At 72.6% G+C, this 21,426-nt stretch carries 21 protein-coding genes and 1 pseudogene; 11 read left to right on the top strand and 11 right to left on the bottom strand.

Features of this window, described 5'->3' with window-relative positions; translation table 11 throughout:
* Positions 1-5: 5 nt before the first annotated feature.
* Both ddaH and ACWEF6_RS18465 read left to right on the top strand, forming a co-directional pair.
* Positions 6-815, top strand: a pseudogene (gene ddaH / locus ACWEF6_RS18470) (dimethylargininase); the annotation flags it as partial.
* Positions 812-2,515, top strand: coding sequence for a S8 family serine peptidase (locus ACWEF6_RS18465; protein WP_449684047.1), 1,704 nt, complete (start codon positions 812-814; stop codon positions 2,513-2,515). The pseudogene ddaH and the gene ACWEF6_RS18465, both read left to right, overlap by 4 nt.
* On the opposite strand, the gene ACWEF6_RS18460 is transcribed toward ACWEF6_RS18465, so the two are convergent.
* Positions 2,461-2,811 carry a hypothetical protein gene (locus ACWEF6_RS18460; protein WP_449684046.1) on the bottom strand — a complete coding sequence of 117 codons (351 nt, stop codon included), beginning with the start codon at positions 2,809-2,811 and terminating at the stop codon, positions 2,461-2,463. The genes ACWEF6_RS18465 and ACWEF6_RS18460 overlap by 55 nt on opposite strands.
* Positions 2,812-2,920: 109 nt before the next feature.
* On the opposite strand from ACWEF6_RS18460, the gene ACWEF6_RS18455 reads away from it, so the two are divergent.
* From ACWEF6_RS18455 to ACWEF6_RS18440, 4 genes are all read left to right on the top strand, one after another.
* A complete protein-coding gene (locus tag ACWEF6_RS18455) occupies positions 2,921-3,529 on the top strand; it encodes a TetR/AcrR family transcriptional regulator (RefSeq protein WP_449684045.1) in 609 nt (202 codons plus the stop codon).
* A gap of 84 nt (positions 3,530-3,613) precedes the next feature.
* Positions 3,614-5,884, top strand: a complete 2,271-nt coding sequence (locus ACWEF6_RS18450) for a hypothetical protein (RefSeq protein WP_449684044.1) — start codon at positions 3,614-3,616, stop codon at positions 5,882-5,884.
* Between the two features lie 48 nt (positions 5,885-5,932).
* Positions 5,933-6,751 (top strand): G1 family glutamic endopeptidase, encoded by an 819-nt coding sequence (locus ACWEF6_RS18445; RefSeq protein ID WP_449684043.1) that lies wholly within the window; start codon positions 5,933-5,935, stop codon positions 6,749-6,751.
* Entirely contained in the window at positions 6,748-7,407 is a 660-nt protein-coding gene (locus ACWEF6_RS18440; protein ID WP_449684042.1) for a hypothetical protein, read from the top strand. Before ACWEF6_RS18445 ends, ACWEF6_RS18440 begins: the two co-directional genes overlap by 4 nt.
* A gap of 5 nt (positions 7,408-7,412) precedes the next feature.
* Here the strand turns inward: ACWEF6_RS18440 and ACWEF6_RS18435 are convergent, their stop codons facing one another.
* Both ACWEF6_RS18435 and ACWEF6_RS18430 read right to left on the bottom strand, forming a co-directional pair.
* A complete protein-coding gene (locus tag ACWEF6_RS18435) occupies positions 7,413-8,159 on the bottom strand; it encodes a hypothetical protein (RefSeq protein ID WP_449684041.1) in 747 nt (248 codons plus the stop codon).
* A complete protein-coding gene (locus tag ACWEF6_RS18430) occupies positions 8,152-8,706 on the bottom strand; it encodes an RNA polymerase sigma factor (protein WP_449684040.1) in 555 nt (184 codons plus the stop codon). Before ACWEF6_RS18430 ends, ACWEF6_RS18435 begins: the two co-directional genes overlap by 8 nt.
* 96 nt (positions 8,707-8,802) lie before the next feature.
* Here ACWEF6_RS18430 and ACWEF6_RS18425 point away from each other — a divergent pair, with 96 nt between their 5' ends.
* The gene (locus tag ACWEF6_RS18425; protein WP_449684039.1) at positions 8,803-9,438 is read left to right on the top strand and encodes a hypothetical protein; all 636 of its coding nucleotides are present in this window, start codon (positions 8,803-8,805) and stop codon (positions 9,436-9,438) included.
* A gap of 7 nt (positions 9,439-9,445) precedes the next feature.
* Here the strand turns inward: ACWEF6_RS18425 and ACWEF6_RS18420 are convergent, their stop codons facing one another.
* From ACWEF6_RS18420 to ACWEF6_RS18400, 5 genes are read right to left on the bottom strand one after another with little or no spacing between them, the layout of a single operon-like run.
* Positions 9,446-10,333, bottom strand: coding sequence for a PfkB family carbohydrate kinase (locus tag ACWEF6_RS18420; RefSeq protein ID WP_449684038.1), 888 nt, complete (start codon positions 10,331-10,333; stop codon positions 9,446-9,448).
* A complete protein-coding gene (rbsD, locus tag ACWEF6_RS18415) occupies positions 10,330-10,716 on the bottom strand; it encodes a D-ribose pyranase (RefSeq protein ID WP_449684037.1) in 387 nt (128 codons plus the stop codon). The genes ACWEF6_RS18420 and rbsD overlap by 4 nt, the downstream gene beginning before the upstream one ends.
* Positions 10,713-11,468, bottom strand: a complete 756-nt coding sequence (locus ACWEF6_RS18410) for an ATP-binding cassette domain-containing protein (protein ID WP_449684036.1) — start codon at positions 11,466-11,468, stop codon at positions 10,713-10,715. Before ACWEF6_RS18410 ends, rbsD begins: the two co-directional genes overlap by 4 nt.
* 8 nt (positions 11,469-11,476) lie before the next feature.
* Positions 11,477-12,427 (bottom strand): ABC transporter permease, encoded by a 951-nt coding sequence (locus ACWEF6_RS18405; RefSeq protein WP_449684035.1) that lies wholly within the window; start codon positions 12,425-12,427, stop codon positions 11,477-11,479.
* The gene (locus ACWEF6_RS18400; RefSeq protein WP_449684034.1) at positions 12,424-13,455 is read right to left on the bottom strand and encodes a sugar ABC transporter substrate-binding protein; all 1,032 of its coding nucleotides are present in this window, start codon (positions 13,453-13,455) and stop codon (positions 12,424-12,426) included. Before ACWEF6_RS18400 ends, ACWEF6_RS18405 begins: the two co-directional genes overlap by 4 nt.
* Before the next feature lie 136 nt (positions 13,456-13,591).
* Between ACWEF6_RS18400 and ACWEF6_RS18395 the strand changes: the two genes are divergently transcribed.
* The gene (locus ACWEF6_RS18395) at positions 13,592-14,641 is read left to right on the top strand and encodes a LacI family DNA-binding transcriptional regulator (RefSeq protein ID WP_449684033.1); all 1,050 of its coding nucleotides are present in this window, start codon (positions 13,592-13,594) and stop codon (positions 14,639-14,641) included.
* A gap of 43 nt (positions 14,642-14,684) precedes the next feature.
* Here the strand turns inward: ACWEF6_RS18395 and ACWEF6_RS18390 are convergent, their stop codons facing one another.
* A complete protein-coding gene (locus tag ACWEF6_RS18390; protein WP_449684032.1) occupies positions 14,685-15,686 on the bottom strand; it encodes an ArsR/SmtB family transcription factor in 1,002 nt (333 codons plus the stop codon).
* Between ACWEF6_RS18390 and ACWEF6_RS18385 the strand changes: the two genes are divergently transcribed.
* Together ACWEF6_RS18385 and ACWEF6_RS18380 are read left to right on the top strand one after the other, a co-directional pair.
* Positions 15,670-16,392: a hypothetical protein gene (locus ACWEF6_RS18385; RefSeq protein WP_449684031.1), complete on the top strand. Its 723-nt coding sequence runs from the start codon at positions 15,670-15,672 to the stop codon at positions 16,390-16,392. The genes ACWEF6_RS18390 and ACWEF6_RS18385 overlap by 17 nt on opposite strands.
* A gap of 560 nt (positions 16,393-16,952) precedes the next feature.
* A complete protein-coding gene (locus ACWEF6_RS18380) occupies positions 16,953-18,818 on the top strand; it encodes a hypothetical protein (RefSeq protein ID WP_449684030.1) in 1,866 nt (621 codons plus the stop codon).
* A 12-nt stretch (positions 18,819-18,830) separates the two neighbouring features.
* On the opposite strand, the gene ACWEF6_RS18375 is transcribed toward ACWEF6_RS18380, so the two are convergent.
* Positions 18,831-19,415 (bottom strand): TetR/AcrR family transcriptional regulator, encoded by a 585-nt coding sequence (locus ACWEF6_RS18375; RefSeq protein ID WP_449684029.1) that lies wholly within the window; start codon positions 19,413-19,415, stop codon positions 18,831-18,833.
* Between the two features lie 104 nt (positions 19,416-19,519).
* On the opposite strand from ACWEF6_RS18375, the gene ACWEF6_RS18370 reads away from it, so the two are divergent.
* Entirely contained in the window at positions 19,520-20,419 is a 900-nt protein-coding gene (locus tag ACWEF6_RS18370; protein ID WP_449684028.1) for an SDR family oxidoreductase, read from the top strand.
* On the opposite strand, the gene ACWEF6_RS18365 is transcribed toward ACWEF6_RS18370, so the two are convergent.
* On the bottom strand, positions 20,413-21,420 hold the full coding sequence (locus tag ACWEF6_RS18365) for an SMP-30/gluconolactonase/LRE family protein (protein WP_449684027.1): 1,008 nt from the start codon (positions 21,418-21,420) through the stop codon (positions 20,413-20,415). The two genes, ACWEF6_RS18370 and ACWEF6_RS18365, sit on opposite strands and share 7 nt — an antisense overlap.
* Positions 21,421-21,426 lie beyond the last annotated feature (6 nt).

Raw genomic sequence — 21,426 nt, 5'->3', positions numbered from 1 at the left:
GGAGAACAGTGCGGCACTACCTGATGGTCAGACCGGGCCACTTCGACGTCGAATACTCGATCAACCCGTGGATGGACCCCGGCAAACCGACCGACACCGGGCTGGCGGTCACGCAGTGGGAGTGGCTGCGCGACCTCTACCTCGACCTGGGCCACCGGGTGGACCTGCTCGACCCGCGGCCCGGGCTGCCGGACATGGTGTACGCGGCCAACGGGGCCACCGTTGTCGACGGCCGGGTGCTGGTTGCGCGCTTCCGCCACCGGCAGCGCCAACCGGAGTCCGCGGCGTACGCGGAGTGGTTCGCCGGGCGCGGGTACCGCGAAGTCCGCCAGGCGCGGTGGCACAACGAAGGCGAAGGCGATTTCCTGGTCGCCGGCCCCCGGATCCTGGCCGGATCGGGGTTCCGCACCGACCCCCGCGCCCACGAGGAGGCCGCGGCGTTCTTCGGCCTGCCGGTGGTCGGGCTGACACTGGTCGATCCGCGGCACTACCACCTCGACACCGCCCTGGCCGTGCTCGACGACGAGACGATCACCTACTGGCCGGAGGCGTTCACCGACGCCAGCCGGCGGCGGCTCGAGCGGCTGTACCCGGACGCCGTGATCGCTTCCGCCGCCGACGCCGCGGCGTTCGGCCTGAACGCCGTCTCCGACGGACGGCACGTCGTCCTGCCCCAGGCCGCCACGCGGCTGAGCGCGCAGCTGCGGGAACGGGGCTTCGAGCCGATCGGCGCCGACCTGTCGGAACTGCTCAAAGGGGGCGGCAGCGTCAAGTGCTGCACGCTGGAACTGCGTCACTCGGGAGAACAGCTGTGAAGAGATCTCTCGCACTGGCCGTGGCCGTGCCGCTGCTGGGCGCGCTCGCCGTGCCCAGCTCGGCGCAGCCGCGGTTGTCCGGCCCCACCACCGAGTTCTCCGTCCTGGCCCGGGAGAAGGCCGGCGGCTACGACGTGGCGGCGGCCGAGAAGGCCATCCGCGCGGCGGGCGGCACGGTCGTCACGAGCAACGCCGCGGCCGGCCTGATCACCGCGAGCGCCCCCGCCGGCGGGTTCCTCGACCGGGTCACGGGCGACCGCGCGGTGTTCGGCGCCGGCCGGTCGAGGTCGATCGGCACCGTGCCCCAGGCCGGCCGGACCGTGCCGAAACCCGACGTCGCCGAGCCGGACGCCGGCCGCGGCGTGGCCAAGCCGAAGGGCTCTTCCGCCGGCCTCGACCCGCTCGACGACCGGCTCTGGGGCCTCAAGTCCGTGCGCTCGGACCTCGCCCGCACGGTCCAGCCCGGCGACAAGCGGGTCAAGGTCGGGGTGATCGACTCCGGGATCGACGCCACCCACCCGGACCTCGCGCCGAACTTCGACCGCGCCGGCTCGCGCAACTTCACCAAGGACATCGTCGCCGACGAGAACGGCGTGCCGGTCGACGGGCCGTGCGAGTACCGCGGCTGCGTCGACCCGGTCGACGTCGACGGCACCGGGCACGGCACGCACCTCGCGGGCACCATCGCGGCGGCCGCGAACGGCTTCGGGGTCTCCGGGGTCGCGCCGAACGTGACCCTGGTGAGCCTGCGCGCCGCCCAGGACTCGGGCTTCTACTTCCTCCAGCCGACGGTCGACGCGCTGACCTACGCCGGCGACGCGGGCATCGACGTCGTGAACATGTCGTTCTACATCGACCCGTGGTTGTTCAACTGCCCGGCGAACCCGGCGGATTCCCCCGCGGAGCAGGCCGAGCAGCGCACCGTCATCGAGGCGACGAAACGCGCGCTGGACTACGCCCACCGCAAGGGCGTCACGATCGTGGTGGCCCTGGGCAACCAGCACAGCGACCTGGGCGCGCCGCAGCCGGACGCGACGAGCCCCGACTACCCCTCGAACCGGGCGCACCCGCGCACGGTGGACAACGCGACCTGCTTGACGTTGCCGCTCGAAGGGCCGCACACGATCGGCGTGGCCGGGTTCGGCCCGTCCCAGGCGAAGGCGGACTACTCGAACTACGGCCTCGAGCGGATCTCGGTGTCCGCGCCCGGCGGGTACAAACGCGACTACTTCGGGACGCCGTGGTACGACAGCCGCGACAACGAGATCTTCTCGACCTACGCCCGCAGTGTCGGGGTGGCGGCCGGGTACATCGACGCCGCCGGCGACATCACCCCGGCGGGTGCGTCGGTCGGCATCGAGAAGCAGACGGCCGCCGACGGCCGGGCCGGCTACTTCCGGTGGCTGCAGGGAACGTCGATGGCGGCCCCGCACGCGGCCGGCGTCGCGGCGCTGATCGTGGCGCAGTACGGCCATCCGCTCCGCGGCGGGGGACTGGGCCTCGACCCGGACGTCGTGCAGCGGATCCTCGAGCGGACGGCGGCGAAGATCCCCTGCCCGGTCCCGCGCACGGTCGACTACTTCGACGAAGGCCACGACGCTTCATACACGGCAACATGCGCGGGCGACCCGTCCTTCAACGGCTTCTACGGACACGGCGCGGTCGACGCCTGGTCGGCGGTGACCCACGGCCGACCGTGAACCGGGAAGAACGCCCACCACTTGTCGACGAACAACGCGAGGACGAGCGCGGGCCCGGCGAGCACGACGGCCGTGCCCGCGAGGAGGCCGACGCCGGCGTCGGTCAGCGCGATCAGCAGCAGACCGCAGAGGCCACCCACCGGCGTCGTCCCGACGGCGAAGAAGAGCGAGATCAGCGGCACGGACGGGATACCCGCTTTGGTGAAGCGGGCCCGAATCAGGTACTCGGCCAAGCTCACGAAGAACGCCACGACGTTCACCACGGCGATACCCCACACGATCCACAAAACTCTCACAACGCCTCCCCGGGCCCGTCGCGCCCAGCATGCGCCGCCTCCGGACATCTCGTCAAGACACACTGTCTGGACAACATGTCCGGATATCCTGTCCCGCTATGATCCGGACGTGCCCTCAGTCACCCGGCCCGCCGGCCGCAAACGGCAGGACCGCCGCGAAGAGCTGGAACGACGGCTGTTCGCGGCCACCGAGGAGCTCGTCGGCGAAGGCGAGAGCTTCACCGAGCTCAGCGTCGAGCGGCTGGCCGCGGCGGCCGGGATCTCCCGCTCCACCTTCTACGTCCACTTCGAAGACAAGGGCGACCTGGTCCGGCGGCTCGCCGGCTCCGTGCTGACCGAGCTGCGCGAGGTCTCCAGCACCTGGTGGCAGACGGCGGACCAGGCCGGTCTCGCGGAGGCCGTCACCGCGATCGTGGCCGTCTACCGCCGCCGGGCGGCCGCCTTCACCGTCATCTCCGAAACCGCGGCGTACGACCCGACCGTCGCCGCCGAGGTCCAGGCGCTGATGCAGGCGATCATCGACGCCACCCGGGACGCGATCGAACGCGGCCAGGCCGCCGGCGTGATGCGCCCGGTCCGCCCGGCCGAGACCGCCGCCGTCCTCACCTGGATGGTCGAACGTGCGGGCAGCCACCTCGTCCGCGGCACCGAGCCGGAGCACGACGAGAACGTCGTCGAGGTCCTGACCGACATCATCCGGACGACGCTCTACGCCTGACTGCCTTTCCGGGCAGCCCGGGCTGCCCGGAAAGGCGGCTGCTGGACGGCGCGGAACCGGACACCGCGGACGTACCGTTGACCCATGCCGGAGCACGTGGAGCGGACGTCCGCACCGGTCGCCCGCGCGCACCCGAAGACCCAGCCCACCGGCACGCGGCAAGACGCGCCCGGGGGACTCCTGCGGCTGCAGCGGCTGGCCGGAAACCAAGCCGTGGGCCGGTTCCTGGAGCGGCCGGGCGGCCTGCGCGTGTCCCGGCAGGTCGACCCGAGCCAGGCCGCTCCGATCAAGAAGGAACTGGACAGCCTGATCCCGTTCAACAGCACGCTGGAGGAGCTCTGGGCGAAGCTCGGCCTGCAGTTGCCCGAAGCCATCGCCGATCCGGCGTACCAGGACCTGTGGGACCGCTCGGTCACCAAGGAGGGGATCGACCCGGTCGCCGCCGCTCGCCCGCTGCTGTCCGCGTTCGCGTCCGACACCGTGGCACTGTCGCAGTCCACGCTGGGCTCGCAGGTCGTCCGCCTGGAAAACCTGGCCCAGGAACTGCAGAAAGCCAAAGAGGACAAGGCGAAGGAAAACCAGTCCAGGATGCCGGCCGACCACAGCGGCCCGGAGGGCGTCGAGGACAAAGAGAAACTGGTGAGCCGGAGCACCGCCCCCAAACCGCTGGCCGACGCGGGCAGCCTGGTCGACGCGGCGACCGTGGTCGACTTCCTCGAGAACTGGCCGGACATCCTGCGCGGGGCGCAGGTCGGGGTGCGGCGCACCGACATCAGCCTGCTGGCGCCACCCGGGCCGCCGCCCGCTCCGGCACCCGCGCTGCTGCCCGGACCCGGTGGCCCGGCCGCCGCGGAGCCGCCGGGAGAGCAGCTCTCGCCGGTGCTGTTCGACCCGAACCTCGACGTCGAGTCCGAACGCAAGCGGGGCGGGGAGATCGACGACGTCGCGCTGGGCGTGCTGCGCGACGTCCACCGGCAGTGCGTCGAAAACACCGGGACGTTCAAGGAACTGATGGCGGCGATGCTGGCCGAGGACGCCAACCTCGCCGTGCTGCACGAGCGGCACGAGCTGAAATCGGTCAGTGCGCTGTCCGGTCAGTCCGAGGCCGCCGCGACCGACGCGATCATCCGGACCGCGAAGCAGAACGCCACCGACGCGAAGACGTTTCTCACCATGCTCGGCACGCCCGGCAAGGTGGACTGGAAGATCCTCGGCCCGTCGATCAGCCGGTTGCTGAGCGGTGAGAGCGGCCGGCGGGACTGGTCCACCGCCGGCGTGAAGTACTTCGTGGACCTGTACAACAAGAAGATCACCGAGGCCGAGAAGGCGAAAGCGCAGGCCGAACTGGGGCTCGCCGTCGCCAATGTGGTCGCGATGCTGGCGCTGCTGACGCCGGCCGCCCCGGCCGCCGGTGCGTTCCTCGCGGTGATGGACGTGGCCGCGGCGGGCGGCGCCGTCGCCGACTCCGTCGCGGCGAACCGGCGGGCGGACATGCTCGGCGCCGCGGCCGCCGCGCAGATGGCGAGCAAGGACGCCGCACAGGCGGCACGCGAGCAGGCCGACGCGAAGCGGGCGGCGATGGTGTTCACCATCATCACGAGCGCCCTGCCCTACGTGTCCGCCGCCGCGTCCGGTGTCGCGCGGGCCGCGGGCCGGGCCGGCTCGGCGTTGCAGGGCGCGAAATGGCCGTCGCTGATGCCGACGGGGCGAACCGGCGCGGCCGGGCGGGCCGCGCAGCGCGGCGCCGCGGACGCCGACCTGATCCTGGACATCGGCACCCTCGGCCTGTCGGCGATCGCCCGCAACCGGGTGCAGGGGATGCTCGTGCTGTCCCAGATGGCGGCCCGGATCCACACGATCAGCCGCACCCTGGACTGGAGCCGGGTCGCCGCCGCCCTCGTCCGCGGCGGCGACGAATCACTGCTGCACCTGGGCAGCAAGTACGGTCTGACCGACTACATCCGCTACCACCTCCACGGGCCGGGGCTCGGGCACGAGGCGTACCCGATCTTCCTGGCGCCGGAGCGGGCGAACCAATTCGCCAACAACCACATCGAGGGCTTCATGCGCCAGGAGTTCAAGACGGGCGCCGACGTCGACTTCAAGGTGGCGTACACGACCTTCAACGGCGACGAGCTTTCGCCGTTCATCCGCGGCATGCTCACCAGCGGGGACAAGAAGATCATCACCCGGCTGGCGCTCGACCGAGGCCTGATCGAGAAGTTCCTCAAATCGGCGGTCTACGACATCCGCGTCACCCGCGGCGGCGTGCCCCGGACCTACCGCGCGGGGGTCACCGTCGGCCCGCCCGGCTCGGGGGCGATCACCCTCAGCCCACCGGTCGTCGTGCCCTGAAACCGGACTGTCGACGGATTGTCGACGGGCCGTGCCACCGTCGGCGCCATGAAACTTCGACGGCTCCAGCCGCTGACCGCCCTCGCGGCGGTGGCAGTCGTGTTCAGCGCCGGGGCCGCGGCGCCCGCGAGCACCCCCCTCGGATACGCCGGTCCGGCCCAGCACACCGGCCTGGCTCCCTCGGTCGCCGGTCCGCTGGTCAACGCCACCTCGCGGAACTGGGCCGGCTACGCCATCACCTCACTGTCCACCCCGGCCGCCACGTTCACCCACGTGCACGCGTCGTGGACGCAGCGGCCGGTCACCTGCCCGGCGTCCGACGCCTGGGCGGTGTTCTGGGCCGGCTTCGACGGGTGGACCAACGGCACGGTCGAACAGGGCGGCAGCTCGGCCCGGTGCGTCAACGGCACCCCGGTCTACCAGCTGTGGTGGGAGATGTTCCCGACCAACGCCATCCAGCCCGTCCTGACCATCGACGCCGGTGACTCCGTCAGCGCCGACGTCGCCTACGACGCGGCGACCACGCAGTTCACCATCACCGTCGCCGACGCCACCAAGCACACGAGCTTCTCCACCACCCAGACGTGCGCCGCCGGTCTCGTCTGCGCCCGCACCAGCGCCGAATGGATCGTCGAGGTCCCGGGCCGGTTCGGGACGAGCGACCTGTTCCCGCTGGCGAACTACGGCCGGGCGCTGATGGGCAACGCGGTCGCCTCCGACGACGCGGGGCACGGCGGGTCGATGACCGCCAGCTCGACCTGGCAGCGGACGAAGATCCAGGAGCAGGACGCGACCACCACCTACGCCACGACCGAAAACGCCGGCCGGAACGGGCAGAACTTCGCGGTCACCTGGGCGCACCAATGAGCCCGGTCCGTCGCGTGGCCCTGGCGGCGTGCACCATCCTGACGTTCGCGGCCACGGCCGGGACACCGGCGGCGGCCGCGGACCCGATCACCATCTCCACCGGCCTGTTCACCAACAGCGCCGCGCCGGCCTGGTCCTCGGCGCCGGCCACCACGATGGCCGACCGGACCGTCACCAGGACCACCACCGGCCTGCCGGGGCTGGTCGTCAGCGGCCCGAGCGGGTCGGTGTTCCACCAGACCCTGGGCGTGTCGCGGTACATGTTCATCGGCACCGGCAACCACGTCCTGATCCTGGAGTCCTCGACCGGCGGCGGCCCCGGCAGCCGCTCGGTGTCCCTTGTGGACTTCACCACCACCCCGCCCACCGAGCGGCCGATCCTGACCGTCCTCGCGCCCTCGGCGGCGGTGAGCCCACCGGGCGTCCAGTTCAGCACCGGGACCGGCGACGCGTTCTTCGTCTTCGCGTCCACCGGCACCGCGGTCGCCGGGCTCGGCATCTATCGCAGTGACAACGGCACCGTCCTCTGTCCCGGACCGCCGCCGCTGACGCCGACCGGGCAGCTGGTCGGCGAGGCCACGGCGACCCAGCTGCGGATCAAGATGGGCGGCACCGTGCTGGCCGCGTGCGCCCGGCCGCCCGGCACCGGCGGATGACCGGTTCACGACACCGTCGCCGCGATCCGCAGGGCGTCCTCGAGGGTGAACGCGCCTTCGAGCCGGTAGGTGACGGTGCCGCGCTGCCAGATCAGCGACTGGGCGGCTAGGCGGGCCGTTTCGGTGCGCCACTGCCCGGCCCGGTCGACGTACATGAGCTCGTGGGGCCGGTCGAGCCAGATCGCCGGGGTTCCGGCGACGCCGACCTGGCGGCCGTCGGACATGCCGAGGAACTTCTCGAAGACCGGGCCGAGCCGGCCGTCGAACTCGTCGAGCCGGACGGCGACCGGCCCGGCCGCGGCGGGCGGCCGGCCCGGTCCGGTCTGGTAGAGCAGCGAGACGACGCGCGCCGGGGCGTCGGCGATCCGGACGTCGTCCGGCTCGCCGAGGGCGGCCGGAACCGCGATCGGGAAGGGGGCCAGGCGGCGCGCCTCGGTGAGCTCCACCGAGCGTTCGCCGGGGAGCAGTCCCTGGCCGCGCAGGGCGGGCCCGGGCTGGCTGCGCAGCTCGATGCCGGCGAACCGCAACAGGTCGGTCACGGTCGCGCGGACCGCGGGCGAGAGCGTGACCGCGGCGGCGAACACCAGCAGGAGCGCCGCGGCGACGGTGGCCCAGCGCGGGATCGTGCGTCGTGGCCGTGCGGGCAGCCGGGCCACGACGGCCGCGCGCACGTCGGGTGCGGGTGGCACGTCGAGGCGGTCGCCGAGCTCGCGCAGCGCGGCGGCGAGCCGGGCGTCCCGGGGATCAGTCACCGACCGCCTCCTTGTCCGGCTCGGCCAGCTGCGCCCGCAGCCGGGCGAACGCGCGGTGCGCCCGCGACTTCACCGAACCGCGCGGGCAGCCGAGCACCTCCGCGGTTTCCCCTTCCGTGAGGTCGAGGAAGTAGCGGCAGATCACGACGGCCCGGTGTTTCTCGGGCAGGGCCCGCACCGCCTCCAGCAAACCCTCTCCGGCCGCGTCGGTCAGCGCCCGGGCCGCCGGGTCGTCGTCCCGGACCAGTTCCAAGCGCGTCGCGCGCAGCTCGGTCGCGACACGCCGGCGCCGGGAGCGGACGAGGTTGTGCGTCTCGTTGGCGACGATGCGCAGCAGCCAGGCGCGGAAGGAGGCACCGCCGCGAAACGACGGCAGCGCCCGGAACGCCTTCACGAACGCTTCCTGGACGACGTCTTCGGCCTCGTGCCCGGCGCCCAGCAGGTAGGCCGTGCGGTGGGCGAGCGCGGTGTACCGGTCGACCAGCGTCCCGTAGGACGCCGGGTCGCCGTCGCGGATCCGCGCCACCACCGCGTCGTCGTCCGTCACCCGCCCCCTTCCTGCCGGTGTTCCACCTTCCTCTACACCGGCCGCGGCCGGGAGGTTCCCGCGGAACCGGCGCGAGTTGTGCGGTGTAGAACGGGCATGAAGCTACGAGCAGTCTCGGTGTTCGCCACGGTTCTGACGGCCTTGCTGGTGGCGGCGCCCGCGGCCGTGGCGGGCAATTGGGCGGTCACCTACCTCGACCCGCTGCCGGACACCGTCCGGGCCGGCCAGCCCTACACCGTCGGTTATTGGGTGCTGCAGCACGGTTCCCACCCCACCTACGGAGAACTGGGCGCGACCGCGCTGGTGTTCACGCCCTCGCAAGGAGACCCCGTCGTGTTCCCCGGAGTCGCCCTGCGCGAGCCGGCGCACTACGCGGCCGCAATCGCCCTGCCCCACGACGGCGACTGGCGGGTCTCGGCCCGCCAGGGCATCTTCGCCGACTACGAAATCGGCACGCTCACACTGCCCGGACGACTGGCGATCACCCCGCCACCGGCCCCGATGGCCACCGGCGAAAAGCAGCCGTGGGGCGCGATCCGGCCCCCGGCGATCGCCCTGAACGGCGGTGGTGCGGTGCAGGCGCAGCCGGAGGTCCCGGTCGCCGTGGCGCCCGCCCCGGAGGCACCACCGTCACTGGGGTCGGTGCTGACGGTCGCCGGACTCGTGGTCGCCGCGGGCGCGGCCCTCCTGGTGGGCGGGCGCCGGATGCGGGTCTGGCTGCGAAGGCGGTGAACACCGGTCACGGCCGGGCGGCCGCCACCGCCGCCGGGGTCGGGGCGCCCGCGCGGGCACCGGGGGAGGACACCGACAGCGCGGCCGCGATGTTCGCCGTCCGGACCGCCTGGTCCAAGGGGTCGCCGGCCGCGAGGCGTGCGGCCAGCACCCCGTTGAACGTGTCGCCGGCCCCGGTCGTGTCGACCACCGTCGCCGGGTGCGGTGGGATGTCGACCGGGGCCTGGCCCGGCAGTGCGTACCGGACGCCGTCGCCGCCCAGCGTCACCACCACCGGCGCCCCCGTCCGCCCCACGAGCGTCAGGAGGTCGGGCGCGAGTTCCCCGGCCTCGCCGCGGTTGGGCGTGAGGATCGGCCCGTGCCGCAACAAGTTCCTGACCACCGGGACGACCGGGGCCGGGTTGAGCACGCAGCTCACCCCGGCCCCGGTGGCCTCCTCGACCGCCGCGGCGACGGCCGCCTCCGGGATCTCCGTGCTGACCAGCACGCACCCGCAGGACGGCAACGCCTCCCGCAGCGCGGACCGGACGCGGTCCGGGTCGACGTGGGCGTTCGCGCCCGCGCCGACGGCGATCTGGTTCTCGCCGTGGACGTCCACGACGATCAGCGCCGCACCGGTCGGCACCCGCGCGAGCCGGTCGACGTGCCGGGTGTCCACTCCGGACTCCGCCAACTCGGCCAGCGCGCCCGCGCCGACGTCGTCGGAACCGACCGCGCCGACGAGCTGCACCCGGGCGCCGAAGCGGGCGGCCGCCACCGCCGCGTTCGCCCCCTTTCCGCCGCCGTGCCGGACCATCGCCGGCCCGACCACCGTTTCCCCGGCGCGCGGCAGCCGATCGGCCACGACGACGTGGTCGACGTTCACGGCGCCGACCACGACGACGGACCCGGTCACCACGCCACCCCCGCCCGCAGCAGAACGTTGGCGTACGGCGTCGCGTCCCCGGTCCGGACCACGAAGCGGCACTGCCCGAGCCGGGCCTTGAAGTCCTCGTGCGCGACGAGCTGCGGCTCGACGAGTTCGCCGAGCTCCCGGTGGACGTCCGGGTTGGCGGCCACCACGTCCCGGGACGCCCAGGCCGCCTCGACCGTCACCTCGGCCAGCAGCGGCCGCAGGACGGTGAAGAAGCCGGGGGTGCCGTAGACGACGCCGAGGTCGATCACCTCGACGCCGAGGGGCACCGGCAGGCCCGAGTCGCTGACGGCGAACAGGTCGGTGTGCCGCAGGTCGGCCAAGGCCCTGGTCAGCTGCCCGTTGATCAGGCCGGTGCGTTTCACCCGTCCTCCGAAATCGTTCCGGTGATCAGGCCGACCAGCCGGTCGCCCGTGACGCCGGCGACCGGGCGGCGCGCGACCGCCCGCCCTCGGCGCAGCACCACGACGGTGTCGGCCACCCGCATCACCTGCTCGAGGTCGTGGCTGATGATGAGCACGGTGACACCGCGGTCGCGCAGCGACAGGATCAGCTTCTCCACCGCCGCGGTCTCGCGCACGCCGAGGGCCGCCGTCGGCTCGTCCATGATCACCAGCGACCGGCCCCAGGTGACCGCGCGGGCGATCGCGATGCTCTGCCGCTGCCCGCCGGACATGCGCCGGACCGTCGTGCGCACCGACGGCACATTGACGTCGAGCCCGCTCAGGATGTCGCGGCTCTCGCGGATCATCCGGGGCCGGTCGAGCACGCCCAGCAGGGGCACCGGCCGCAGCAGCTCCCGGTTGAGGAACAGGTTCTGCCACACCGCGAGGTCGTCGATGAGGCCGAGGTCCTGGTAGACGGTCTCGATGCCGAGGTCGCGCGCGGCCTGGGGCGAGGACAGCCGGATCGGCTCCCCGCGGAACAGCAGCTGCCCCTCGGTGGGCGGGTGCACGCCGGTGAGGCAGCGCACGAGCGTGGACTTGCCGGCGCCGTTGTCGCCGACGATGGCGGTGACCTCGCCCTCGGCGAAGCCCGCCGTCAGCCCGTCCAGCGCCCGCACGGCGTCGAACGACTTCACCAGGTCGCGCGCCTCGATCAGGTACTCCGCTGTCATCTGCGGCCTCACTTCCGGAACCGGGCGAGCAGGGCCGCGAGCAGCACCACCGCGCCGACGGCGATCGTCTGGAAGTACTGGGAGATCCCGATGATCGTGAAGCCGTTCACCAGGCTGGTCAGCAGCACCGCCCCGGTCACCGAGCCGACGACCGACGCCTTGCCGCCGAACAGCGACGAGCCGCCGAGCACCACCGCGGCGATCGAACTCAGCAGGTAGTTCGTCTGCAGCGACGGGTCCGCGCCGCCGTTGCGGGCCACCAGCATCACGCCGGCGACCCCGCACAGCAGGCCGGACGCGGCGTAGGCGGCCAAGCGCACGCGCCGCACCGGGATGCCCGAGCCCAGCGCCGCGTCCGAGCCGCCACCGACGGCGAGCAGGTGCGTGCCGGCGCGGGTCCGGAACAGCGTGAACCACACCAGGACCGCGGCGGCCAGGGCGATCAGCCAGAACCAGCGCACCGGCCCGACCCCGTCGAGCGCGATCGCCTGCAGGAACGGCGAGGACACCGCGACCGTGTTGCCTTCGGTCAGCAGCAGGGTGATCCCGGAGACCACGCTCAGCGAGCCGAGCGTGACGATGAAGTCGGTCATCTTCAGGTAGCCCACGAGGAACCCGTTGACGACACCGACGACGACACTGCCCGCGATCGCGAGCAGGATCGCCAGTCCCAAGGGGACGCCGGCGGTCGCCGTCGCGCCGAGCAGCGCGGCCGCCCACGGCAGGTTCGCGCCCACCGACAGGTCGATGCCGGCCACCACGACGGCGAACTGCTGGCCCAGCGCCAGCACGGCCAGGATGGACGAGGCGACCAGCAGGTCGCCGAGGTTGCTCGGGGTCAGGAAGTGCGGGGTCGCGATGAAGAACGCGATCCACACCACGACCAGCGCGCCGGGCGCGGCGTAGTCGGCCGCGCGGGCGAGGTCGACCGAACGCGGCCGGGCCGCCGTGGCCGTCATCCGGCGACCAGCGGGGCGAGCGGGTTGTCGAACGGCGCGAACGGCTTCGGGAAGGACGCGAGCTGCTGGTCGACGACCGAGTTGTCGATGAACGCGATCGGCGCGACCACCCGCTGCGGGATCTGCTTGCCGGCGTGCGCGGCGATGCACGCCTGCACCGCGAGCTGGCCTTCGGCGTACGGGTACTGGGTGATCGTGCCGTAGAGGTCGCCGCGCTTGACCGAGTCGAGCGCGTCCTTGATGCCGTCGACCGAGATCACCTTGATCTTGCCGGCCAGCCCGGCGTTCTTGATCGCCTGGACGGCGCCGAGGCCCATGGTGTCGTTCGCGGCGAAGATGCCGGTGATGTCCGGGTGTGCCTTGAGGATCGCCTCGGTGACCTGCAGCGCCTTGTCCTGCTCGTAGTCGGCCGGTGCGCGCTGGACGACGTCGAGCTTGCCGCCGGTCGCCTCGGTGAAGCCCTTCTCGCGGTTGATCCCGTTCTGCTCGCCCGCGATGCCCTGCAGGATCACGACCTTGCCGGTGCCGCCGAGCGCGGTCAGCATCTTCTGGCCCGCCAGGGTGCCCGCCGCGATGTTGTCCGAGCCGATGAACGACGCGTACGAGACGCCCGCCGCGCTCGAGGCCGCGGGGTCGATCTGCGAGTCGAGGTTGAGGATCGGGGTCTTCTTGCGCGCGACGGGCACGAGCGGGGTGATCACGTTGCTCGCGTTGACCGGGACGACGCCGAAGCAGTCGTAGCCCTGTCCGGCCAGGGTGGAGATCTTCGCGTTCTCGCCGTCGGCGTCGGTCTCGGACGTGCCCGCCTGCACGTTGACCTCGACGCCGCGCTGCTTGCCCTCGGCCAGCGCGCCGTCGCGCAGCGCGGCCCAGTACGGGTTGGTGAAGTTGCGGGTGACGATGGCGATCCGCGGACCGCTCGCCTGCCCGGCGTCGTCACCACCGCGGCCACAGGCCGCGGTCAGCCCGGTGACCGCGACGGCCGCGACCGTCACCGCGACGATGCGGCGAAGGTTCCAGCTTCCCATGAGCGTTCTCCCTGGTCAGAGTGATTCAACTCGTGTTGATTCCGCGGTGCGGAGGCGTGTCAACTCGTGTTGATGAGGCATCCTGTGCTCTGGCACACTGCTTGTCAAGACTCGAACCGAGGATCGGAGTTCTTGGATGGCGGTGACGCGGGCGGACGTCGCCCGGCGGGCGGGGACGTCTCCGGCGCTGGTCAGTTACGTGCTCAACGACGGGCCGCGGCGCGTCGCGCCGGAGACCCGGGAGCGGATCCTGGCCGCGATCGAGGAGCTCGGCTACCGGCCGAACACGGTGGCCCGCTCGTTGCGGATGGCCCGCGGTCACGCGATCGGGCTGGTCATCCCGGACAGTGCGAACCCCTACTTCGCGTTGCTGGCCCGGGCGGTCGAGGAGACGGCGCACCGGTTCGGCTACCCGCTGCTGGTCGGCAACGCGGCCGACGACGAGAGCCGCGAGCTCGGTTACCTGCGCGCGTTCATGGACCGGCAGGTCGAGGGCGTGCTGGCGATCCCGTCGACGGCAAGCCCCGGATTGCGGGCGGAGTACGCGAAGATCCCGACCCCGGTGGTCCTCGTGGACCGCTCGTTCGACGGCGGCGAGCTGCCGACGGTGGTGGCCGACGCGGCGGACGGCGCCCGTGTGGCCGTGGCCCACCTGATCGGCCACGGCCACACGCGGATAGCGTGCTTGAGCGGCCCGGAAGTCTCGACGTCCCGCGACCGCGTGGCGGGCTACGAGCGCGCGCTGGCCGAAGCCGGCCTCAAAGGCTTGCCGGTGCTGCGCCGCCCATTCGGCAGCCGCGCAGGGTACGAAGCACTCGAGACGCTGATGGCCGGCCCTCAGCAGCCGACGGCGTTGTTCGTGACGAGCGACCTCGCGGCACTGGGCCTCCTGCGCGCGGCCACCGACCGAGGCTTGCGCGTCCCCGACGATCTCGCGGTGGCCTCGTTCGACGGAATCGAGTACGCGGCGTACACGAGCCCGGGTCTCACCACAGTGGAGCAGCCGATCTTCGAGATGGGCCGCTTGGCGGCGGAACTGCTGGTGGGAGCGCTCGACAGCGAAGCGCGGCCGAGCGGGCTGCAGACCTTGCCCACCCGGCTGGCGATCCGCGGTTCGTGCGGTTGCGCGGACTCGTTCGTGCGGTCGTCGAACACGCTGCTGGACCGAGCCGCCGACCTCGGCTGAGGCAGCTGTGGGTGGCCCGTGACCGGGTTGGGCCGGGCCGTGCTCACCGCTGCCGGCGGGAGCCGGACGTCAGCACCTCCAGCCCCAGCGGTGTGATGCAGTGCGTCGCGAAGTTCTCGTGCCGGTCGGTCGTGATGAGCCCGGCGTCCCGCAGCACGTTCGTGTGGTGGCTGACGGTCGCCGGGGTGACGCCGATCCGCCGGGCCAGCGTGGTGGTGGTGCTGCCGTCGACGACCGAGCGCAGGATCGTGGCCCGGGTCGTGCCCAGCAGCGCGCTCACGTGATCACCGCTGCAAGCGCCGGCCAGCACCCGGGATTCGGTGCGGAGCGGGAACACGAGGACCGGGCGCAGCAGCGGATCCGCGAGGGCCACGGGGTGGTAGACGCAGAAGTAGCCGGGAATCAGCAGCAGGCCGCGGCCGTCGAGGTGCAGGTCCCGATCGACGGGGTAGTCGACGGTCAGGATCGGCCGCTGCCAGCTCGCGCCCGGCCCGAGCCGCGCCAGCAGTCCCTCGGGGCCGCTCCGCAGGTAGCGCTGGATCCCGCCGGCGCACTCCGTTCGCAGCCCGTGGTCGATCACCTGCAGGTACGGCTCGACGAGAGCCTTGAAGTACAGCCGCAAGGCGCACCGCAGATGCTTCAGCGCTGCCGGCTTCCCGCGGCCGAGGTCGTCCAGCCACCGCGCCGCCGGACTCCCGGTCGGCCGGAGGCGGCGGATCTCGGCACCGAGCCGGCGGGCCGGCGTCGACAGAACCGCGTCGACGCTCTCCCCGATATCGCACCCATCCACGGCGGGAGTGAGGAAATCGGGGAAGTAGGCCGCGTGCGGCGCCACCGCCACCAGGGTCGACACGGCCGCCCGCAGGTCCCGGTCCCGGCTCATGCCCCCGCACACCCGGCGGCGCCAGGAGTCGAAGGACAGGCCCCCGTCCGCGTGCTGCAGGACCTGGACGCTGCCGACGATCTCCCACATGAGGTCGATCTCCAGTTTCAGCCGGGTCCGCGCGATGTCGGTGTCGGTGAAGTGAATGCGCAACTGCGCCACGTCGCTCCCCCCCCCCGTCGGCGTTTTGTCTGTAACCAATCCGCCGGGACCGGCGACTTGGATGGCACTCACGTCCCGAGGAGGCCCGATGAAACCGTTCTTCTTTCGCCGGAATCGCCGGATCGGCGTTGTTTTCAAGGTCGCGATCGTCGCCGGATCGGCGGTGATCGGAGTACTGAATTGTACGCCCGCCCAGGCGGCTCCCGGTCGCACCAGCCGCGGTGACGCGGAGGCCGTCCTGCACGCGAGCGGCACCGGTGGGGCGGCTGGCCGGATCCACGGCACCGCCGGTCGCGGCTCGCCGGCCGACATCGATCGGCGGGTGGCCATCCGCGTGCTGCCGTCGGTCGACGGCCGGCAATTCTGCCAGGACGACTGGCACGTCGTCCTGGTGGCGGAAATCGCCGGCGGCGACAAGTCCCTCACCATGCAGGAAGCCAAGGCGGAATTGAAGGCCGTGCGGCTGGAGTTCTTTCTCGACGGCTCGCCGCTGGCCACCGAACGAACGTCGGTCAAGCGGTTCCTGGATCCGGGCTTGTTCGACTTCGAAGAGGCGTACCTTTTCCAGCAGGGCGCGATCATGGCACCCGGTGATCTGACCGTCGGCGCGCATTCGCTGCGGGTGGTGGAAACCACCCCGGGCGGCAGCGGGGAGAACGACATCACGGTCTGGATCGACGCCACGGGCACCGGCGCCTGCCGTTGACTCCGGTGGCCCGGTGGGTTCTCCGCCCCCAGCAACGAAGAACCCACCGGGGGATTCACCAGCGGACACCGATCACCGGCGGCCCCGCCGGGACGCCGCGGCAGACCCACGTCGATCCGTGCAGCACGGCATCTCCTCCTGTGATAACAGCGAAAGCACCAGCACCGGCCGGAGCGTTGCGGCACGCACAGCAACGGACACCGCCGGGCGCGGGAAAGGTTCCGTTGCGCTGGTGGTGGTTCGTTCGCACCTGACTCCCTCCCGAAGCCACCCTGCCCGGCCCTCCGTGTCGATCTCTTGCCAGACTTCTGCATGTGCCTGGTCACCGCGCTGTTGCTCGGGGAACACCGATCCGGATCGCCTTGCTCGGCGAGGTGACGGCCCAGGTCGGTGCCCGGCCGGTCGGCCTCGGGACCCCGCGGCAGCGGTGTGCTGGCTGCGCTGGCGGTCGACGCCGGACAGCCCGTGCCGGCCGATCGCCTCCTGCGCCGGGTCCGGGCCGCGCGAGGACGGCCGAGCCGGCGCTCGCGGAGCTGGCCGAGCTGTGCGGCGGGCTTCCCTTGGCGCTGGCGCTGATCGCCGCCCGCGCCGCCGCCGACCCGCGCCTGGCCCTCGCCGACGTCGTCGCCGGTCTCCGGGCCCTCGGCTTGGCGGTCTTCGACTCCGAAGACCCCACCGACCCCACGGCGAGCCTGCCGACCGTGCTGTCGTGGTCGCTGCGGCACCTCACCGAGCAGCAACGCACCGCCTTCGCCCTGCTGGGCATCGCGCCCGGTCCCGACATCGGCCTGTCCGCCGCCGTCCACCTGATCGGCCTGCCCGAGCGGGAAACGCACATGACGATGCGCGCGCTGGCCGACGCGTCGCTCCTCGATCGCACCCCCGGCAGCCGGTACGGCATGCACGATCTCGTGCGCGCCTACGCCACCGCCGTCGCCGCCGAACTGCCGGCCGCGGTGCGGGAAACGGCGTTGCGCCGGGTCCTGGACTTCTACACCGGCACGGTGAACGCCGCCGACCGGCTGCTGAACCCCCACCGCGACCCGGTCCCGCTCGCCCTGCCCGATGCCGACGCGCACCCGCACGCCGACGCGGCGGCGGCCCTGGCGTGGTGCGACGCCGAGCACGCGAATCTGCTCGCCGCGCAGCAGACCGCGGCTCGTCACCACTGGCACGCCACGGTCTGGCACCTGGCCTGGGGCCGTTCCGGGAGCAGGGCCGCACCGACGACGTCCGCCGCGTGCAACAGCGGCTCGGCGACCTCTGATCGCCTATTCCGGGAATTGCCCGCCCGGTTTCCGGTAAGCGGCCCGTGTCCGGATACGCTGCCGCGGCCGAGCACACGAACCGATGGGGGACAACGCATGGACGGCACTTCCGGCGCGGGCAGAGTCCGCGTGCACGAACCCCTGCCGAATGCGCCGTCCGGGGCCGAACCGCTGTTTGCCGGATTTGTCCGCGAATTGACCGGGCTGACCATTGTCCGAATGGGACTCAGCGGAGCGCTCGTCCTGCTGGGTGTGCTGCTCGTGGTCGTCGAAGGGTGGGGGAGCGCGCTGCCCTACGTCTACTTCGGCACGTTCGGTGGCCTGCTTCTGCTGTGGACATACGTCCTGATCCTGTACCGGCGCCTCCGGAGCCTCTTCGGCGAGCCCTACCACCGGCTCGACGTCGCTCCCGATGGCTTGCGCACCAAGGGTTCGCGGGTCTCGGTGCGGTTGCCGGACGGCCGGTGGCTGCGGACGCGCCTGTCCGACGGGCCGCGGGTCCAGCTGGCCGGTGAGCGCCGGCTGTGGGTGCTCGGCAGGGGCCCGCGGATGTTCGTCCGCCCGCCGGGGGCGATGTGGGTGCGGTCCGGGCGGATCGAGGACGCCCCGGCCGCCGGGGCGGTGCCTGCCGAGTTCGTCCCGCGCTTCCCGGCACCGCCGTCGCGTGATCCGGTGCTCGCCGCGCACCGCGCGTTCCAGGCGCGGCGGTCGGCCGTCACCGGGGTGACGCTCCTGGCGCTGGGCGCGGCGGGACTCGCCCTCGTGTCGTCGCTGGAGTACGAATCCGGAGGCATTGCGGACGCGGCCGGGCTGGGCGGCGTCGCCGGCGGCAGCGCGGTCTTCCTGATGCTGGGCCTGCTGACGGCCGTCGGCAGCCTGCGGACCCGCCGTCCGATCACCGAGGACGGCTGGGTGGAACTGCGGATCGCGCTCGACACCCCGTTCGTGCCGCGAGCGCGCACCGCGGTCCGGCTGACGGGCTGGGCGCTGTACCCGGACGGGCGGCAGACGCGCTTCAAGCTCGTCGCCGACATCTCGCTGGCCGCGAACGTCGCGGTGACCGGGCAGCTGTGGCTGCTGGGCTACCCGCCGGCGGGCAAACCGGCGAAGGCCGGTCTCCCGGGCTACCCCTGCCTGGGCAGCTTCCGGCCGGCCTGAGCCGGCCCGCCGTCACGACCGGGCCGCGGCGGCCTTCCCGGCCAGGTCCAGCAGTTCGTCGAACACCTCGGTCGCGATGGCGGCGAGGGTGCGCTCCTCGCCGTCGCGCAGCCACCGGGTGAACGAGATCCCGAAGACGGTGGCCCCCGACTCGGCCGCCAGGGTGGCCGCGAGATCGTCGACACCCCGGGCGCGCAGCGCATCGGCGACCGAGGCGGCCAGCGCGGTGAGCTTGTGCTGTTCCCGTTCCTGCAGCGCCGGGTTGCGGTCGATCACCGACTGCCGGGTGCGGGAGCGCGAGCGCCGTTCGTCCGGGAAGAAGGTCGACGCCGACCGCAGCGCGGAGGCGACGACCTCGAGCGGGGACGCGTCGGCCGGGGCGGCGGTCACGCCGTCGAGGAACGCCCGCTCGAGGCGTTCTTGGCCGTCGAAGAGGACTTCGCGCTTGTCGCTGAAGTGGCGGAAGAAGGTCCGCTCGGTCAGGCCGACGGCCTCGGCGATCTCGGCCGCGGTCGTCTGCTCGTACCCGCGGGTGACGAACAGCTCGAGCGCGGCCTTCTGCAGCCGTTCCGCGGCTCCGGGTTCCCAGCGCACCATGCGGCCGAGTCTAGTGATGACAGGAGCTGACATACAGGCGTACGGTGTTGATGTCAGCGACTGACGTCCGTCACTGACATCAACCGTGAGAAGGAGTTCACGCAATGCGCGTTTTCGTCACCGGAGCCTCCGGCTGGATCGGCTCCGCCGTCGTCGACGAGCTGCTCGGAAGCGGCCACGAGGTCACCGGGCTGGCCCGGTCGGCCGCGTCCGCCGCGAAGCTCGAAGCCAAAGGCGCCCACGTCCGGCGCGGCGACCTCGACGACATCGGCAGCATCCGCGCGGGTGCGGAAGCGGCCGAAGCCGTCATCCACCTGGCGAACAAGCACGACTTCGCCAACCCGGCCGTGTCGAACGCCGCCGAGCGGGCCGCCGTGGAGACGATCGGCGACGCGCTCGCGGACAGCGGCCGCCCGTTCCTGCTGGCCTCGGGAATCGCCGCCCTCGCCAAGGGCCGGCCCGCCACCGAAGCCGACGCTTCCCCGTTCCACGGCCCGGACTCCCCGCGCGGCGGCTCCGAGAACCTCGCGCTCGAATTCGCCGCCCGCGGCGTGCACCCGGTGAGCCTGCGGTTCTCGCCGACCACGCACGGCACCGGCGACCACGGGTTCATCGCGGTCCTCGCCGCGATCGCCCGCGAGAAGGGCGTCTCGGGCTACCCGGGCGACGGCACCAACCGCTGGGCCGCCGTGCACGTGACCGACGCCGCCCGCATGGTCCGCCTCGGCCTGGAGAAGGCGCCCGCCGGCGCGCGCCTGCACGCCGTCGCCGAGGAGGGCGTGCCGACCCGCGAGATCGCCGAGGCGATCGGCCGTGCGTTCGACCTGCCGGCCGCGTCGATCCCGGAGGCCGGTGTCCAGGACCACTTCGGCTGGATCGGCGGCTTCTTCGCCATGGACCTCGCGGCGACGAGCGAGCGCACGCGGGAGCTGCTCGGCTGGACGCCCACCGGGCCGACCCTGCTCGAAGACCTCGACGCGGGCGCCTACTCGGCACGTCAGTAAGGGTTGCCCGGCACGTTGAGGCGCGTCTGGTAGAGGCCGAACGCGCCCGAAACCCCGGAGGTCAGGTACAGGGTCTTCCCGTCCGGTCCGCCGAACGCCGCGTTGGTGGTGTTGCGGCCGGCGGAGATGGTGCCGAGCGGGGCACCCGACGGGGAGAAGACGTGGACGAGGCCTTCGTCGAAGGAGGCCCAGTACAGGTTGCCCGCGCAGTCGATGGTCGCGCCGTCGGGGGTTCGCATGGTCGCGAACGTCGTGCGGTTGCCGGTGCTGCCGTCGGGGAAGACGGGGTACTTCACGATCGTGTCGGCGCCGGTGGCCCCCACGTAGAGGGTCTTGCCGTCGGGGGACAGGACGACGCCGTTCGGCTGCGGCAGCGTGTCGTCGACGAGGCTGACCACCCCGTCGCGGACGCGGAAGACGCCGGTCCGGCCGCCCTGCTCGTCGGCGCGGTTGCCGCGCTGGTAGTTCGGGTCGCTGAAGTAGGTGGTGCCGTCCTGGCCGGTGGTCAGGTCGTTCGGCGAGTTGAACGCGTGGCCGGGGGCGCCGGCCGCGACGGTCGTCCGGCTGCGGTCGGCCAGGTTGTAGGCCGAAACGGTGCGGTTGTCGTGGGTGGCGGCGAGCACCCGCGTCCCGTCGGCGCTGATCGCCAGGCCGTTGCTGCCGGAATCGGCGATGAACGTCTCGAAGGTGGCCGGCGGCCGGAACCGGAGCATCGCCGAGGGCTGCACGCCCTGGGGACCGGTGGCGTTCTGCATGTTCGACAGCAGCAGGGTGCCCGTCCGCCGGTCCCAGGTCGGTCCTTCGAGGAAGGTGAACCCGCTCCGGATGAGCCGGGCCGTCACGGCCTGGCTCGGCAACGGCGAGCCGTAGGTCGCGCCCGGCGTGCACGGTCCGGCCGTCGTGGTGCCGGACGCCGCGGGCGCCACCACGCCCGCGGTGATGATCGCCGTCGCCGCCACCGTCCACACGCGACGGTGGCGGGATGTCCTGCGGTGAGCCATGCCGGC

Source organism: Amycolatopsis sp. NPDC004772, assembly GCF_053601215.1.
This window is presented reverse-complemented; position numbering and strand designations above follow the sequence as displayed.

Excerpts from the sequence above, each read along its gene's own strand:
- ACWEF6_RS18450 (WP_449684044.1), top strand. The coding sequence starts at position 3,614 with ATGCCGGAGCACGTGGAGCGGACGTCCGCACCGGTCGCCCGCGCGCAC.
- ACWEF6_RS18445 (WP_449684043.1), top strand. The coding sequence starts at position 5,933 with ATGAAACTTCGACGGCTCCAGCCGCTGACCGCCCTCGCGGCGGTGGCA.
- ACWEF6_RS18440 (WP_449684042.1), top strand. The coding sequence starts at position 6,748 with ATGAGCCCGGTCCGTCGCGTGGCCCTGGCGGCGTGCACCATCCTGACG.
- ACWEF6_RS18425 (WP_449684039.1), top strand. The coding sequence starts at position 8,803 with ATGAAGCTACGAGCAGTCTCGGTGTTCGCCACGGTTCTGACGGCCTTG.
- ACWEF6_RS18410 (WP_449684036.1), bottom strand. The coding sequence starts at position 11,468 with ATGACAGCGGAGTACCTGATCGAGGCGCGCGACCTGGTGAAGTCGTTC.
- ACWEF6_RS18405 (WP_449684035.1), bottom strand. The coding sequence starts at position 12,427 with ATGACGGCCACGGCGGCCCGGCCGCGTTCGGTCGACCTCGCCCGCGCG.
- ACWEF6_RS18400 (WP_449684034.1), bottom strand. The coding sequence starts at position 13,455 with ATGGGAAGCTGGAACCTTCGCCGCATCGTCGCGGTGACGGTCGCGGCC.
- ACWEF6_RS18395 (WP_449684033.1), top strand. The coding sequence starts at position 13,592 with ATGGCGGTGACGCGGGCGGACGTCGCCCGGCGGGCGGGGACGTCTCCG.
- ACWEF6_RS18385 (WP_449684031.1), top strand. The coding sequence starts at position 15,670 with ATGCGCAACTGCGCCACGTCGCTCCCCCCCCCCGTCGGCGTTTTGTCT.
- ACWEF6_RS18375 (WP_449684029.1), bottom strand. The coding sequence starts at position 19,415 with ATGGTGCGCTGGGAACCCGGAGCCGCGGAACGGCTGCAGAAGGCCGCG.
- ACWEF6_RS18370 (WP_449684028.1), top strand. The coding sequence starts at position 19,520 with ATGCGCGTTTTCGTCACCGGAGCCTCCGGCTGGATCGGCTCCGCCGTC.
- ACWEF6_RS18365 (WP_449684027.1), bottom strand. The coding sequence starts at position 21,420 with ATGGCTCACCGCAGGACATCCCGCCACCGTCGCGTGTGGACGGTGGCG.